General features: G+C 33.3%; 9 protein-coding genes. 8 read left to right on the top strand and 1 reads right to left on the bottom strand.

The features are described 5' to 3' along the window. Positions 1–27 precede the first annotated feature (27 nt). The 7 genes from MKX66_RS17110 (at position 28) to MKX66_RS17080 (ending at position 11672) form a co-directional block, all read left to right on the top strand. Positions 28–915, top strand: coding sequence for an amidase domain-containing protein (locus MKX66_RS17110; protein ID WP_002029655.1), 888 nt, complete (start codon positions 28–30; stop codon positions 913–915). 58 nt (positions 916–973) lie between these two features. Beyond that, a complete protein-coding gene (gene trmL / locus MKX66_RS17105; RefSeq protein ID WP_000538149.1) occupies positions 974–1462 on the top strand; it encodes a tRNA (uridine(34)/cytosine(34)/5-carboxymethylaminomethyluridine(34)-2'-O)-methyltransferase TrmL in 489 nt (162 codons plus the stop codon). 124 nt (positions 1463–1586) lie between these two features. Next, positions 1587–3656, top strand: coding sequence for a sensor domain-containing protein (locus MKX66_RS17100; RefSeq protein ID WP_341086798.1), 2070 nt, complete (start codon positions 1587–1589; stop codon positions 3654–3656). A 403-nt stretch (positions 3657–4059) separates the two neighbouring features. Further along, the gene (locus MKX66_RS17095) at positions 4060–5955 is read left to right on the top strand and encodes a PrkA family serine protein kinase (RefSeq protein ID WP_002029658.1); all 1896 of its coding nucleotides are present in this window, start codon (positions 4060–4062) and stop codon (positions 5953–5955) included. Between the two features lie 448 nt (positions 5956–6403). Beyond that, entirely contained in the window at positions 6404–7579 is a 1176-nt protein-coding gene (yhbH, locus tag MKX66_RS17090; RefSeq protein WP_002029660.1) for a sporulation protein YhbH, read from the top strand. 127 nt (positions 7580–7706) lie between these two features. Further along, positions 7707–10652: a leucine-rich repeat domain-containing protein gene (locus tag MKX66_RS17085; protein ID WP_341086797.1), complete on the top strand. Its 2946-nt coding sequence runs from the start codon at positions 7707–7709 to the stop codon at positions 10650–10652. A gap of 156 nt (positions 10653–10808) precedes the next feature. Next, positions 10809–11672 (top strand): GNAT family N-acetyltransferase, encoded by an 864-nt coding sequence (locus MKX66_RS17080; protein ID WP_193653256.1) that lies wholly within the window; start codon positions 10809–10811, stop codon positions 11670–11672. 130 nt (positions 11673–11802) lie between these two features. Here MKX66_RS17080 and opuD read toward each other — a convergent pair whose 3' ends face one another. Further along, positions 11803–13353 carry a glycine betaine transporter OpuD gene (gene opuD, locus MKX66_RS17075; protein WP_000591600.1) on the bottom strand — a complete coding sequence of 517 codons (1551 nt, stop codon included), beginning with the start codon at positions 13351–13353 and terminating at the stop codon, positions 11803–11805. A gap of 270 nt (positions 13354–13623) precedes the next feature. Here opuD and colA point away from each other — a divergent pair, with 270 nt between their 5' ends. Further along, positions 13624–16521, top strand: coding sequence for a collagenase ColA (gene colA / locus MKX66_RS17070; protein ID WP_341086793.1), 2898 nt, complete (start codon positions 13624–13626; stop codon positions 16519–16521). Positions 16522–16638: the final 117 nt, after the last annotated feature.

Raw genomic sequence — 16638 nt, 5'->3', positions numbered from 1 at the left:
CATATTGTAATATGGGAGGGAGACGAAATGGTTGTAAAAGCGAATATTGAAAAGCAAGTGCAACAGTTTTTAGCATATATAACAGAGAAACGAACAGATGTAGATGGTATTGCAGTAGATTTGTTACAAATGGTACAGAGAAAGAAACAATTGTTTCAAAAGCGTAGTGCACATATAGTGAAAGCAACTGCAGATATTTCTTTCGTTAGACAATTAAATAGTAATGAGCATCAAGAAATTGATTATCAAATACACTTGAAATATTTAATTAAGCATAAAGAATTATTTTATATCGAAGAGGAACAATTAAAACGACGAGTTTGTTTAAAAAATAGTTGTATAATAGATGATTATGCTCTCGAAGTGTCAGAAGAAATAGGAATAGGTGAAACGTTAGAACGGGAAGTCACGAAAGAAAAATACGGTTCATATCAATATAATCGTTTAGAGGCAGTGAAATATGCAGAGCGTTGGTGGGATGATCGCAATTCTGCATACCGTAATTTTCCGGATAATTGTACAAATTTCATTTCACAATGTCTGCACACTGGAGAAGTACCAATGAATGGACATCCTAATATTCGTAAAGGGTGGTGGCAAAGGGGAAACCAGTGGAGTTGGAGCTGGGCTGTAGCACACTCTTTTTATTGGTATTTGTCAGGTGCCACAACAGGGCTTCGAGCAGAAGCAGTAGAAAGGCCAGAAGACCTTATTCTTGGCGATGTAATTGCGTATGATTTTGAGGATGATGGTAGGTGGAATCATACGACAATTGTAGTAGCAAAAGACGCAGATGGTATGCCGCTTGTAAATGCACATTCAGCGAATAGCCGCAGGCGTTATTGGAACTATGAAGATTCTAGTAAATATACACCACAAATGAAATATAAATTCTTTCATATTATTAATGGGTAGAGATTTTTCGTTCAAGTGGTATAATACGTAGTAGATAAAAAATAGAGGTGAATATCGCGTGGGAGTACATGTTGTTTTATATCAACCAGAAATTCCAGCAAATACAGGAAATATTGCACGTACTTGTGCAGCAACTGGAACAGAATTACATTTGATTAGACCGCTTGGATTTTCAACGGATGACAAAATGTTAAAGCGTGCAGGATTAGATTATTGGCAGCACGTAAAAGTTACGTATTATGATTCAATCGAAGAATTTTATGAGAAAAATAAAGATGGTGAATTCTTTTATTTAACAAAGTATGGCGAGAAAGCTCATACAGCATTTGATTATAGCAAACGTGAGAAGGATTACTATTTCGTATTTGGAAGAGAAACAAATGGATTACCAGCTAATGTAATTGAAGAAAACTTCGATCATTGTTTACGTATTCCAATGACGGATAAAGTACGTTCATTAAATTTATCTAATACAGCAGCAATTTTAATTTATGAAGCGTTCCGTCAACAAAATTATCCAGGATTAGATTTAGAAATCGTGTATTAAAAGTCGCCATTTGGCGGCTTTTTTATTTTTTAAAAAAATATGTAATCATACATTTTAAAAAAGGTACATATTCATATAGAATGAGATATATGAATAAAAATAGATAAGACGGGTTGAGATAAATATGAAGGAACAATATAATAATCAAAATACCTTTTTAAGTATGATAGATATGGATTTAGTAAGACAGGGATTGTTACATGCTATTCAAGATTTAGTGTTTATTGTGAAAGTTATTGATGATGAAACTTTTAAATATATTTATGTGAATAAAATAGGAATGAATCACGCCAGGCTAGGGAAAGAATGTTATGGGAAAACTTTTGCAGAAGTATTACCAGAAGATACGGCAAGGTTATTGCAAGGACACTATGCAAAAGTAATGAGAGAAGAGAGAGCAATTACATTTTGTGATGTAATTAGTTTGCCAACTGGTGATATACATTATGAATCTTCACTTAATCCAGTATGCGATGTAAATGGAACATGTCAGTTTATTATTTGTATTACTAGAGATATTACAGCACAGGTTAAGAAAAAAGTGGAAATAGAAGAAAAACAAATGTTATTTAAGTCATTACTAGAATATAATAATGATTCCATTATATCTGTAGATTCTATTGGAAGAATTACATATGCAAATCCAGCGACTTATGAAATTTTTGGGTATCGATATGAAGAGTTAAAGGACCAATTTATTTTTCAGTTTATAAATAAAGAATATGAAAAAACTTTTCAAATTATATTTAAAAATGCTTTACAGGGAAGAGCAAAACAAATTGTTGCAAAGAAATATATTCATAAAGAAGGATATGAACTTTATATTTCCGTGAGGACAATCCCCATTATTGTGAATAGTGAAATCGTCGGGGTGTACATTGTTACGAGGGATGTTACGAGGCAAGTATTAAATGAGATGAAAACAGAATATTTGGCTTACTTTGATCAGTTAACGGGGTTAATGAATAGAATATCATGTACAAATAAGCTAAATGAATTTTTAGCTGAGAATAAAGAATTCGCATTGGTTTTTATAGATTTGGATGAATTTCACCTTATTAATGATACATTTGGTCATAAAGAAGGGGATCAAGTCTTAAAAAAAGTTACTGAATGCTTACGAGACCTAAAAATAGAAGATATGCATTTATTTAGAGAACATGATGATCAATTTGTTATGTTAATAGAAAATATAACGAGAGAATACGTAGAGGAAGTTGCACAAACAATATTAAAGAAAATTAGTGGGCATTTTGTAATAGAAGAAGAGGATGTTTATTTGAGTGCATCAATTGGGATTGTAATGGCCCCAGAAGATGGAATGGATGAAAAAATGCTTTTCCAAAGAGTCGACGCAGCTTTGGAAAAAGCAAAGGAAAAAGGAAAAGGGTATTATCATTTTTATTGTAGTGGATTAGATTGTGAACGTGAACAAAGGTTTATAATAGAAAATCAGTTACATCGTGCTATAGAGAAAAATGAATTTTCCCTCTATTATCAACCTCAAATTAATATTGAAACGGGAAAGATGGCCAGTATGGAAGCCTTAATAAGGTGGGAGAATAAGGAGCTAGGTTTTGTCTCGCCAAATCAATTTATCCCACTTGCTGAAAGAACAGGGTTTATTATTAAACTTGATGAATGGGTAGTACATCAAGTTTGTGAACAGATACGTGAATGGTTAAATAAAGGATATGAGGTTGTACCAATCGCAGTTAATATTTCAGCTAGACATTTTCGTTCTATTACATTAATAGAGATGATTACACGTGCTTTAAATAAGTACAACGTTCCCCCTCATTTATTAGCAATAGAAGTTACAGAAGGGGCTCTTATACATAAAGATGTATCAAAAAGAGTGTTATTGCAGTTAAAAGAACAAAATTTAAAGATTCATTTAGATGACTTTGGAACGGGATATTCATCTTTAAGTTATTTAAAAACATATCCGATTGATACGTTAAAAATTGATCGTTCTTTTATGGAAGGTATATATAAAGATGAAAGAGATACGAATATTACGGCTGCAATTATTCATTTAGCACATACTCTAGGGTTAAATGTAATTGCAGAAGGAGTAGAAAAGGCGGAACAAATACAGTTCTTAAAGGAAAAGAATGTGAAAATCGTACAAGGTTATTTTTATAATCGCCCTTTATCGATATACGATGTGGAAAATATTTATTTTAAATAGTGTATAAAAAACAAGAAAAAAAGTGATGTGCTGAAAAGCACATCACTTTTTTTGTGTACCTGGTTTATCGTTATAACCAGATGTGAAAATAGCTGTAAGAAATGTGAGTGATACACCTAAAATTAATAATAACTTCATACTAATTTCCCCCTTACTTTTTCGGTTTACGAATCCTATTTGTGAATCGAAATGTATGTAAGGTTCCCAGAAGAAAAGAATTTATTTACAATGAATAGCAGCGTGAAAACTTTAATATCTTTATTATACAGAATTTTCTTTGAATTTTGGAGAGAATTTTATCGCGCTATTATATATTTCGTTTTGATTTAAAGAATGTTTAAGGACATCCTAGCATACCTTTTATAATAATCCGATTGAACAAGGAGATGGGGGAGGAGCTATAATGGATATTCTAAAGAAAATTGAACAATATCGGGAAGCAGAGGAACGTTTACAATGGGAAGGTACGTTTGCGGAGTATTTGGAGCTTGTGAAAGAAAGACCATGGGTGGCTCAAACAGCACACTCTCGCATTTACAATATGATAAAAGATGCTGGAATTGAAGAAGTTGATGGTAGAAGAAAATATAACTTCTTTAGTAATCAGCTATTTGGATTAGAGGATGCTTTAGAACGCCTTGTGGAAGAATATTTTCATCCATCTGCAAAACGATTAGATGTTAGGAAACGTATTTTGTTATTAATGGGGCCTGTTAGTGGGGGGAAATCAACATTAGTTACGATGTTGAAACGAGGATTAGAAACATATTCACGAACAGATCGTGGAGCGATTTTTGCAATAAAAGGATGCCCAATGCATGAAGATCCACTTCATTTAATTCCGCAACATTTACGGAATGATTTCTTTGATGAATATGGAGTAAGGATTGAAGGGAATTTATCACCATTAAATGTTATGCGTCTAGAGCAAGAATATGGGTCAAGAATTGAGGATGTAGTTGTAGAGCGTATTTTCTTCTCTGAAGATCGCCGTACAGGAATTGGTACATTTAGTCCTTCTGATCCAAAATCACAAGATATTGCCGATTTAACAGGTAGTCTAGACTTTTCTACAATTGCAGAATACGGTTCGGAATCAGATCCTCGTGCATATCGATTTGATGGAGAATTAAATAAGGCGAACCGCGGCATGATGGAATTCCAAGAGATGTTAAAATGTGATGAGAAATTTTTATGGCATTTACTATCGCTTACACAAGAAGGGAATTTTAAAGCAGGAAGATTTGCGCTTATTTCAGCAGATGAATTAATTGTAGCGCATACAAATGAAACAGAGTATCGTTCCTTCATAGCAAATAAGAAAAATGAAGCATTGCATTCACGAATTATTGTAATGCCGGTTCCATATAATTTACGGGTTAGTGAAGAAGAACATATTTATGAAAAAATGATTCGTGAAAGTGATGTGTCCAATGTTCATATTGCACCGCATACACTTCGCGTTGCAGCAATGTTCACTATTTTAACTCGTTTAAAAGATCCGAAGCGTCCAGATATTGATTTAATTAAAAAGATGCGTTTATATGATGGAGAAACGGTAGAAGGATATAATACGATTGATGTAGAGGAACTGCAACGCGAATATCAAGATGAAGGTATGAAGGGGATTGACCCTCGTTATGTCATTAACCGAATTTCTTCTACAATTATTCGAAAAGAGGTACCATCTATTAATGCACTAGATGTACTGAGATCGTTAAAAGACGGATTGGATCAGCACCCGTCAATTAGTAGTGAGGACCGAGAGCGCTATATGAATTTCATCTCATTAGCGAGAAAAGAATACGATGAAATTGCTAAGAAAGAAGTACAAAAAGCATTTGTTTATTCATACGAAGAATCAGCTAAGACACTTATGGATAATTACTTAGATAACGTCGAAGCATACTGCAATAAATCAAAATTACGTGATCCGTTAACTGGTGAAGAAATGAGCCCAGATGAAAAACTTATGCGTTCGATTGAAGAGCAAATTGGAATTTCAGAAAATGCTAAAAAGGCATTCCGTGAAGAAATTTTAATTCGCATTTCTGCTTATGCACGTAAAGGAAAACGCTTTGATTATAATTCACACGAACGTCTTCGTGAAGCGATTCAGAAAAAACTATTTGCCGATTTAAAAGATATAGTGAAAATTACAACATCAACGAAAACACCAGACGAAAATCAGCTTAAGAAAATCAATGATGTTGTTGCACGCTTAATTGATGAGCATGGCTATAATTCTTCATCTGCGAATGAATTGTTACGATATGTAGGTAGTTTGTTAAATCGATAGTTTGATAACAAAACGCTGTCTCTTATTCTTGGGACGGCGTTTTGTTATCTATTGATATTTGTAAAAAATGTCATAGCTTGTCCGAATATAATAAATTAAGATGCGATTTTATGAATTTCTTGTCAATTATTTTTACAATATGCATATGATAGAGTAACCAACCATTCATACAAAAAAGCCAACACAATACAATATGTTGCAAAACGAAAATGTGTGCAACAATGCATTGTGTTTCTTTCTTATCAACGGCTGAATGTTTCTTTCTATTATGTGAGTGGCAAAATTTTGTTTAGGATGCTCGGAGTATTGTATGAAAAACGCTATATATGTTTATGGGATGATTTTCGATGAACAGTTATTTTTCAAATATTCTAGTTACGCACACTAGAAAACAAAATTATAGATTGCTGTTCATAGGGGAAGACAATTACAGTAAGGAGGGAAAGGAATGAGCGAAGAAAACCAACCAAATTACACGATTTCACAGGAAAACTGGTCCCTCCATCGCAAAGGATATGACGACCAACAACGCCATCAAGAAAAAGTGCAGGAGGCAATCAAAAATAATTTACCAGACCTTGTAACAGAAGAAAGTATAGTTATGTCTAATGGCAAGGATGTTGTGAAAATACCGATTCGTTCTTTAGATGAATATAAGATTAGATACAATTATGATAAAAACAAACACGTTGGGCAAGGAAACGGTGACAGTAAAGTTGGTGATGTTGTTGCAAGAGATGGATCAGGTGGTCAAAAGCAGAAGGGACCAGGAAAAGGGCAAGGGGCAGGAGATGCAGCTGGAGAAGATTATTATGAAGCAGAAGTCTCAATTTTAGAATTGGAGCAAGCGTTTTTCAAAGAGTTAGAGCTGCCTAATTTAAAGAGAAAAGAAATAGATGAAAACCGGATTGAACATATTGAATTTAATGATATTAGAAAAACAGGATTATGGGGAAATATTGATAAGAAACGGACGATGATATCTGCATATAAACGAAATGCAATGCGTGGTAAAGCATCTTTCCATCCAATTCACCAAGAAGATTTAAAGTTCCGTACTTGGAATGAAGTGTTAAAGCCAGATTCAAAAGCTGTTGTATTAGCGATGATGGATACGAGTGGATCGATGGGAATATGGGAGAAGTATATGGCACGTAGCTTCTTTTTCTGGATGACAAGATTTTTACGCACAAAGTATGAAACCGTAGACATTGAGTTTATTGCTCACCATACGGAAGCGAAGGTCGTCACAGAAGAAGAGTTTTTCTCAAAAGGGGAAAGTGGCGGAACGATCTGTTCTTCTGTATACAAAAAAGCACTTGAGTTAATCGATAATAAATATTCACCAGACCGTTATAATATTTATCCATTCCATTTTTCAGACGGTGATAATTTAACTTCGGATAATGCTAGATGCGTAAAGCTTGTGGAAGAGTTGATGAAGAAGTGTAATATGTTTGGGTATGGGGAAGTGAATCAGTACAACCGCCACAGTACGCTTATGTCAGCATATAAAAATATTAAAGACGAGAATTTCAGATATTATATTTTAAAGCAAAAAGCAGATGTATTTCATGCGATGAAGAGCTTTTTTAAAGAAGAATCAGGAGAAAGAATGGCATAACCCCTTGTAAAGGGGTTATTTTTTGTAAACTTTTTATTTTTTTAGTTGACAATGATAATGAAAATCATTATCATTTATTCGAGAAATGATTATATTTTGATTTATATATTTTGGAGGAGATGTAAAGTTGAAAAAAACTAAAAGAAAACATATAAATGCGATGATTATCGCTGCGGCGTTATCACTTCCATTTGCTACGTATTCAACGCCTGCTTTAGCAGCTGTAGCAATTGAGGCGAACAAAACTGGACAGGCTTTAGAAGATGGTACATATGATGCTGTTATTAAAGCGTATAAAGATAAAACGAATGAAGAGTCTATGGCAGCTGTTTATATAAAAGATCCTAAATTAACAATTGAGAATGGGAAGAAAATTGTAACGGCAACGTTAAGTGATAGTGATTTCTTCGAATACTTGAAAACAGAGGATATTGATACTCCTGGTGTATTCCATGATGTAAAAGTCATATCAGAGGATAAAAAGAAAAATGGGACGAAGGTTATTCAATTTGAAGTTGGAGAATTAGGAAAAAGATATAATATGCAAATGCATATTTATATTCCGACAATGGCCTATGATAATAAGTACCAGGTGCAGTTTGAAGTAAATGCGTTAAATCTAGAAAACAATGTTCCAAAAGATCAAAAGGAAAATAAAGAGGATAAAGTGGATCAACAAGATGGAAATGTAATAGTAGATAAGCAATTGCAAATGCATATTAATAAATATAACTTGAATAGAGAGAATCTAAATACGCCAATAACTAAGGAAGATTTATTAAAAGTTAAATCTTTAATAGTCGTTGAGGCAAAAAGTAAAGGAATAAAAGACGTAAGCGGTCTAGAATATATGACGAACTTAGAAAACTTAACGTTGGAAGAAGTTAAGTTAGAAAATATACAATTTATCTCGAAGTTGAGACAATTAAAATCATTAAGTATAACTTATGGTGAACTCGAAGATATTGGACCTTTGGCTGAGTTAGAGCATGTTGAGATTTTAAGTTTGAGAAACAATAAAATTTCAGATTTAAGCCCATTGAGTCAAATGAAGAAGATTAAAATGTTAGATTTAAATAGCAATTATATAAAAGATATTAAACCATTATTTACAGTAACGACTTTAAGGACTTTGACTGTAGCAAATAATCAAATTAGTAATGCTAATCTTGCTGGGATTGAGCAATTGAAAAATGTGAAGAATTTATCTTTAAGTAACAATGGACTTACTAATATCGAGCATATTACCTCAATGAAAAAGTTAGTGGAGTTAGACCTTTCTAAAAATGAATTAAAAAACATCGAATCTTTATTAAGATTATCTACTGTACAATCACTTAATTTAGAGGAAAACTATATTTCAGATATAACACCACTTAGTCAATTAACAGGTTTATATGATTTAAAGCTGGGTTCGAATGAAATTCGTGATGTTAGACCTGTCCAAGAATTAGGAAAAAGAATGTATATCGATATTCAAAGACAAAAAATCTTTTTAGATGAAGCAAGTGTGGATGAAGAAATAAAAATTCCAATATACAATCTTAAAGGAGAAACACTTCAAAATATTAATGTAAAAAGTGAAGAGGCTACTCTGAATAACGGATTTATAAAATGGAATAGTCCTGGAGAAAAAATATATGAATTTAAACTAGATACGAATTCTGCTGAAAGTAAAATAAGATTTAATGGGACGGTTATACAAAGTATAGTTGAAAAACAAACAGAAAATAAAAATGTAATTCTTGATAAAAATTTACAACAACATATTAATAAAAAGAATTTTGGTAGAGAGAATCTAAATGCCCCTATAACAAAAGAAGATTTATTACAGATTAAAACATTAGAGATACTTAAAGAAAAAGGAAAAGAGATAAAAGATCTAACTGGTTTAGAATATATGACGAACTTAGAAAACCTCACTTTAGAAGGAGTAGGGTTGAAAAATATTGAGTTCATTTCAAACTTGAAACAATTGAAAGACGTGAATGTATCTCATAATAAAATTGAAGATATAACGCCGTTATCTTCACTGGAAAATTTACAGTGGTTAAACCTTGCGGATAATCATATTAAAGATGTATCAGTTCTTGGTTCAATGTTAGACCTACTCAGTTTAAAATTAGCTGGAAATGAGATTCGTGATGTAAGGCCGTTAATACAATTAGGTCAATGGTTTTCAATTGATGCCGGAAGACAAAAAATCATTTTAAATGAAGCGAAAGTAAATGAAGAAATTCAAGTTCCGGTATATGACTTAGAAGGAGAAACTATTGAGAATATTAAACTAACAAGTGAGGGTGGAACGTTTAATAACGGAGTAATGAAATGGAGTACTCCAGGTGAAAAGGTATATAAATTTGATTTAGAGTCGGATGAAACTAGTATAAGCTTTAACGGAACAGTTATCCAGAATATAGTTGAAAAAGAAGAAGTGAAAGAACCGGAAAAAGAAGTTGAGGAAGCGAAAGAAGAAGTGAAAGAACCGGAAAAAGAAGTTGAAGAAACGAAAGAAGAAGTAAAAGAGCCAGCAAAAGAAGTTGAAGAAACGAAAGAAGAAGTGAAAGAACCGACAAAAGAAGTTGAAGGATCAAAAGAAGAAGTAAAAGAACCAGCAAAAGAAGTTGAAGGATCAAAAGAAGAAGTAAAAGAGCCTGCAAAAGAAGTTGAAGGACCAAAAGAAGAAGTAAAAGAGCCTGCAAAAGAAGTTGAAGAATCAAAAGAACCAGCAAAAGAAGCTGAAGGCTCGCAAGAAGTGAAAGAGCCAACAACAGAAGTTGAAGGGGCGAAAGAAAAAGAAGTAGCACGAGAGATTGAAAAATCGAAAGAAGAAATAAATCAAGCCACAGTAGTTCAAGAACAAAACGTGAATAATCAGGTTGTGACAGAAAAAGTAGTAGAGAATCAAAGCATGAAAGAAAATAAACCAGTTGTTAATAAACAAGAAGAAAGTAAGAAGTCGCTAGGAGCAACAGGTGGACAAGCGAATACATCAACGTTACTTTCAGGCGTAGCATTAGTTCTTTCAGCACTGAGTATGTTTGTATTTAGAAAGAGATTATTTAAGAAATAAAAACGTTTTATCTTATTATAATGTAAAGTGATTATACGAGTTTTTGAGAAGACATTATCATGGCGATTTCATTTTGAAATATGCTTATGATGATGTCTTTTTTTAGAAGGATATAAATGAGGAAAGTGTAAATGTATTAGAGAAGGAGGAGAGGTTATGCATGTTAGTTCTATTTTGAAAATCGAAGAAGTGGCATCATTTATTGCAACTGTAAATAAAGATGCTACGCATCATGTTGGTTATTGTGGAGATGAGAAAGAGGAGTTATTACAGACAATTACCCATGATTTTTCTGATATAGGCTGGGAACAATCTTTTGTTATTACTTATGAAAATAATAAAATAATAGGTGTATTAGGATTTGATGTGGATGAAGTAAAAAAATGTGCAGAAATATGGGGGCCTTTTATTATTGCAGAGAATTGGGAAGAAGTTACTTTACATATGTGGAAGGAACTTATAGAAAAGGTGCCTTTTCATATTGAGAAATTTTATGGTTTTTATCATGTGGAAAATAATAATTGTGCCCGCTTAATGAAGGATTTACATGCTAAAGAACAAGATCGACATAGTATTCTCATTTTAAATAATATTGCGGGACAACGTATTATATGTAATGTAGAAGAAGCTTTACCAAAAGTATTTGAGCAGTTTATTACTTTACACAATAATGTTTTCCCTAATACATATTATGAAGGAAATGAAATTATCAAACGTTTAAGTGATACGAATAAATTATTTGTAAGTATGAAGAATGATAAGTTAGAAGGTTATGTATATATTGAAGTAAATCCGGAGTTTCAAGAAGCGAATATAGAATTTATTGCAACCACTGAAAATAGTAGAAGAAAAGGTGTTGGAGAGCGGTTATTACAAGGTGCAATTCAGTATATTTTCTCCTTTCAAGGGATGAGAGAGATAGAACTATGTTTGAATACGAATAATGTTCGTGCGATGAAGTTGTACAAGAAAGTAGGTTTTGAGGAGAAAGCATGTTTACAGCACTATATAATAGAGTAAAAACCCATTCGTATGAAAATTATATTTCATACGAATGGGTTTTATTTAATTTACTTTGCCGCTCTCAGTAATAACGGATTCAGGACTAATCTGAGGAGCGAATACCCCCATTTAGAAGAGGTGCTAATTGTTACATAACCTTTTTTATCTTTTGCGGAACTTCTTTTGTTTGCGAATTAACATCTTCCTTTCTCAGCTCTTTAAAGAGCGAAGTAACCATAAGGACGACTACGATAGAAAATGGTAGAGCTGCGATTATAGCTGCAATTTGTAGTGCATTTAGTCCTCCTGCTTGTAATAAAATAGCTGCAATTATCGCGATTGTTAATCCCCATATAAGTTTTAAACTGTTTTTCGGTGATAAGCTTCCGTTACTCGTTTGCATTGAAACAACAAATGTTGCCGAGTCGGCAGAAGTAACGAAAAATGTGGCTACTAAAATTAACCCGATAATTGTTAAAAATGTAGAGAATGGTAGGTGTGAAATAACAGCAAATAATCCAATCTCTGTACCATTTTTTGCGATTTCATCAGCTATTCCAAGCGATTGGAACATTTCCATATGGATAGCGGTACCGCCAAATACTGCAAACCAAAATGTACAGATAAGAGTTGGAACTAATACAACTCCAAAAATAAATTCTTTTATTGTGCGCCCTTTAGAAATACGGGCGATGAATGTGCCAACGAATGGAGACCAAGAAATCCACCATCCCCAATAAAAAATAGTCCAGTTTTCAATCCAAGAAGAAGATTTTTCATTAAATGCTCCTAAATTTAATCCCATACTAGGTAAAGCCCCAATATAAGAACCGAGTGTAGATGTGAAATATTTCATAATAAATACAGTTGGTCCTAAAAGTAAAAAGGAGACGAGTAAAATACCTGCAAGAGAGAAATTTAAGTTACTCAAATATTTAATCCCACGATCTAAGCCAGTTTGTGCACTTGTTAAATATAAAACAGCGAAGATGGCGATAAGTACGAGCTGTGTAAGTAAAGTGTTATGAATAGAAGGGAATAAATAGCTTAATCCTCCGGCGATTTGTTGAGCACCGATCCCAACAGATGGCACAATACCGAATACTGTGGCTAAAACAGCTAAAATATCGACTGTTTTTCCGATAGGAGAATTTTTCGATCGATTAAATAATGGAGTAACTGTAGCACCAATTGTGCTACCTTTTTGTTTGCGGAACGTGAAATATGCAATTGTTAAAGCAACCATCGCGTATAGTGACCACGGAAAGAGTCCCCAGTGGAAAAATGAATATTGCATAGCGAGCTTGGCGCTTTCTTCTGTGCCTGCTTTTCCTGTTAATGGATCTGTAAAATGTGAAATCGGTTCAGTAATTCCGTAAAAGAGGAGTCCAATTCCCATTCCTGCCCCAAACAACATGGATAGCCAAGATGGATAACTATACTTTGGTTTTTCTCCATCTTTACTAAGACGAATAGATCCATACTTAGAAAATGCTAAATAAGTAGCTAAAATAAGCATTGAGGTCATAAGTAGAGAGTAAAACCATCCAAATTTATTGAGAATGAATGAGTTTAAAGAAGATGTAACGCTTTGTAAATCATAGCCTTGTATCCAACTTGCCGGGGTAATTCCCCATATGATGAATAATGTTGTTAGCAAGATGGAGATATAGAATACACTGTTCTCTTTTTTTATCATAGAATCCCACCTTTATTTAATAAAGTTAACAATTATATTAATCATAACAATTAAAGGTTTAATTGTCAAAAAATTCGTTTTTTTATCGTGTGTAAAAGGACAGTTTAATCGCTATAGATTCATAATCATTGGAGGTTAGATAAAGGCAAGGGCGTTCACGATATGTACAAAATGTAGGAAGAAATAATATGAAATATTGCATTTTATATCTCTGTATCTAGATTTTATGTTAAATTCTTGGATGGAATATTTAAATAGGGGGACAAGGATATGAACAAGAAATCAAAGATTAATAAAGTTATGCTTAGTATTAGTACAATGGCTCTATCGTTAGGGGCACTTCAAACTCATGCATCAGCGGAAGAAAAAGTACCGTATAATGTGTTGAAAACGAAGCCGGTTGGAATTGAAAAACCAGTAGATGAAGTTGGGCATATTTCGAAAGTTGATGAAACATTATCGTTTCAAGAACGTTTAAAAGTAGGAGATTTTTCACAGCGACCAGCATCTATTACGAAGAACTCGGCAGTAAAGCAAGCTAAAGAAAGCTATTCAATGGCTGATTTAAACAAAATGAATGATCAAGAATTAATTGAAACGTTAGGCAGTATTAAGTGGCACCAAATTACAGACTTATTCCAGTTTAATGAAGATGCAAAAGCCTTTTATAAAGATAACGGAAAAATGCAAGTAATTATAGACGAATTAGCTCATAGAGGTAGTACATTTACGAAAGATGATTCAAAAGGAATTCAAACGTTTACTGAAGTGTTACGTTCAGCTTTTTATCTTGCATTTTATAATAATGAATTAAGCGACTTAAATGAAAGAAGCTTCCAGGACAAATGTTTACCAGCGTTAAAAGCTATTGCGAAAAATCCCAACTTTAAGCTTGGAACAAATGAGCAAGATACAGTCGTATCTGCATACGGAAAATTAATTAGTAATGCATCAAGTGATGTTGAAACGGTGCAATACGCATCGAATATTTTAAAACAATATAATGATAATTTTAATGCATATGTAGACGATCGTATGAAAGGACAAGCTGTATACGATATGATGCAAGGCATTGATTATGATATACAGTCTTACTTAAATGAGGCTCGTAAAGAAGCGAATGAAACGATGTGGTATGGAAAAGTAGATGGGTTTATTAATGAAATAAATCGTATTGCTCTTCTAAATGAAGTAACGCCAGAAAATAAATGGCTCGTTAATAATGGAATTTATTTTGCTAGTCGTTTAGGTAAGTTTCATAGTAATCCAAATAAAGGATTAGAGGTTGTTACACAGGCAATGCATATGTACCCGCGTTTAAGTGAGCCGTATTTTGTTGCAGTAGAACAAATTACAACAAACTATAATGGGAAAGATTATAGCGGGAATACGGTAGATTTAGAGAAGATACGTAAAGAAGGAAAAGAGCAATACTTACCAAAAACGTATACATTCGATGATGGATCTATTGTATTTAAAACTGGGGATAAAGTGTCAGAAGAAAAAATCAAGAGATTATATTGGGCTGCGAAGGAAGTAAAAGCGCAATATCACCGTGTGATCGGAAATGACAAAGCTTTAGAACAAGGTAATGCAGACGACGTATTAACGATAGTAATCTATAATACTCCAGACGAATACCAGTTAAATAGACAATTGTATGGATATGAAACAAACAACGGTGGAATTTATATTGAAGAGACAGGGACATTCTTTACATATGAGCGTACGCCAGAGCAAAGTATTTATAGTTTAGAAGAGTTATTCCGTCATGAGTTTACTCATTATCTTCAAGGGAGATATGAAGTTCCCGGTTTATTTGGAAGAGGAGATATGTATCAAAATGAAAGATTAACTTGGTTCCAAGAAGGGAATGCAGAATTTTTCGCAGGAGCTACTCGTACAAATAACGTTGTACCAAGAAAGAGCATCATTAGTGGATTATCATCTGATCCTGCAAGCCGTTATACAGCAGAGCGTACACTATTTGCTAAATATGGTTCTTGGGATTTCTATAACTACTCGTTCGCATTGCAGTCTTACTTATATACTCATCAATTTGAAACGTTTGATAAAATTCAAGATTTAATTCGTGCGAATGATGTGGGAAATTATGATACGTATCGTGAGACTTTAAGTAAAGATTCTAAGTTAAATAAAGAGTATCAAGAGTATATGCAGCAGTTAATTGATAATCAAGATAAGTACAATGTGCCGGAAGTAGCAGATGATTATTTAGCTGAACATGCACCAAAAGCACTAACAGAAGTGAAGAAAGAAATTAGTGAAACGTTGTCTATGAAAGATACAAAAATGACAAAGCATACATCTCAATTCTTTAATACATTTACATTAGAAGGCACGTTTACAGGTAGTGTAACAAAAGGTGAGTCAGAAGACTGGAAAGCAATGAGTAAAAGAGTAAATGAGGCTTTAGAACAATTGACGCAAAAAGAATGGAGTGGCTACAAAACGGTTACAGCATATTTCGTCAATTACCGTGTGAATAGCTCTAATCAATTTGAATATGATGTAGTCTTCCACGGTATCGCAAAAGATGACGGAGAAAATAAAGCCCCGACGGTTAATGTAAACGGACCTTATAACGGGCTTGTAAAAGAAGGAATTCAATTCAAAAGTGATGGGTCAAACGATGAAGATGGAAAAATCGTTTCTTATTTATGGGACTTCGGGGATGGAAGTACAAGTACAGAAGTTAATCCAGTACATGCATATGAAAGAGAAGGAACTTATAAAGTAGCGTTAGTAGTAAAAGACGATAAAGGAAAAGAGAGTAGAAGCGAAACAACTGTTACAATTAAAGATGGAAGTGTAACAGAATCAGAACCAAATAATCGTCCAGAAGAAGCAAATCGTATTGGGTTAAACACTACTATAAAAGGTAGCCTTATCGGCGGGGATCACACCGATGTTTATACATTTAATGTCGCATCAGCGAAAGATATCGATATTTCTGTTTTAAATGAGTATGGAATCGGGATGACATGGGTACTTCACTATGAATCAGATATGCAAAATTACGCAGCTTACGGTCAAGCTAATGGAAATCATATAGAAGCAAAATTTAATGCAAAACCAGGTAAGTACTACTTGTATGTATATAAATATGATAATGGCGATGGAACATACGCATTATCAGTAAAATAAGTGCTTTTCCAATGTATGTTTAACTTTACTTTTTGTGGAAAATAGTATATTATATAGATATACAATATATCGGTTATTTACTAGGAGGAGCCTGTCACAATAGGTTTCTCCTGTTCT

The sequence above is a fragment of the Bacillus sp. FSL R9-9530 genome (genome assembly GCF_038008145.1).
GTDB classification, from domain to species: Bacteria; Bacillota; Bacilli; order Bacillales; family Bacillaceae_G; genus Bacillus_A; species Bacillus_A mycoides.
The sequence above is the reverse complement of the archived record's forward strand: the minus strand, read 5'-3'. Positions and strand labels throughout refer to the sequence as shown.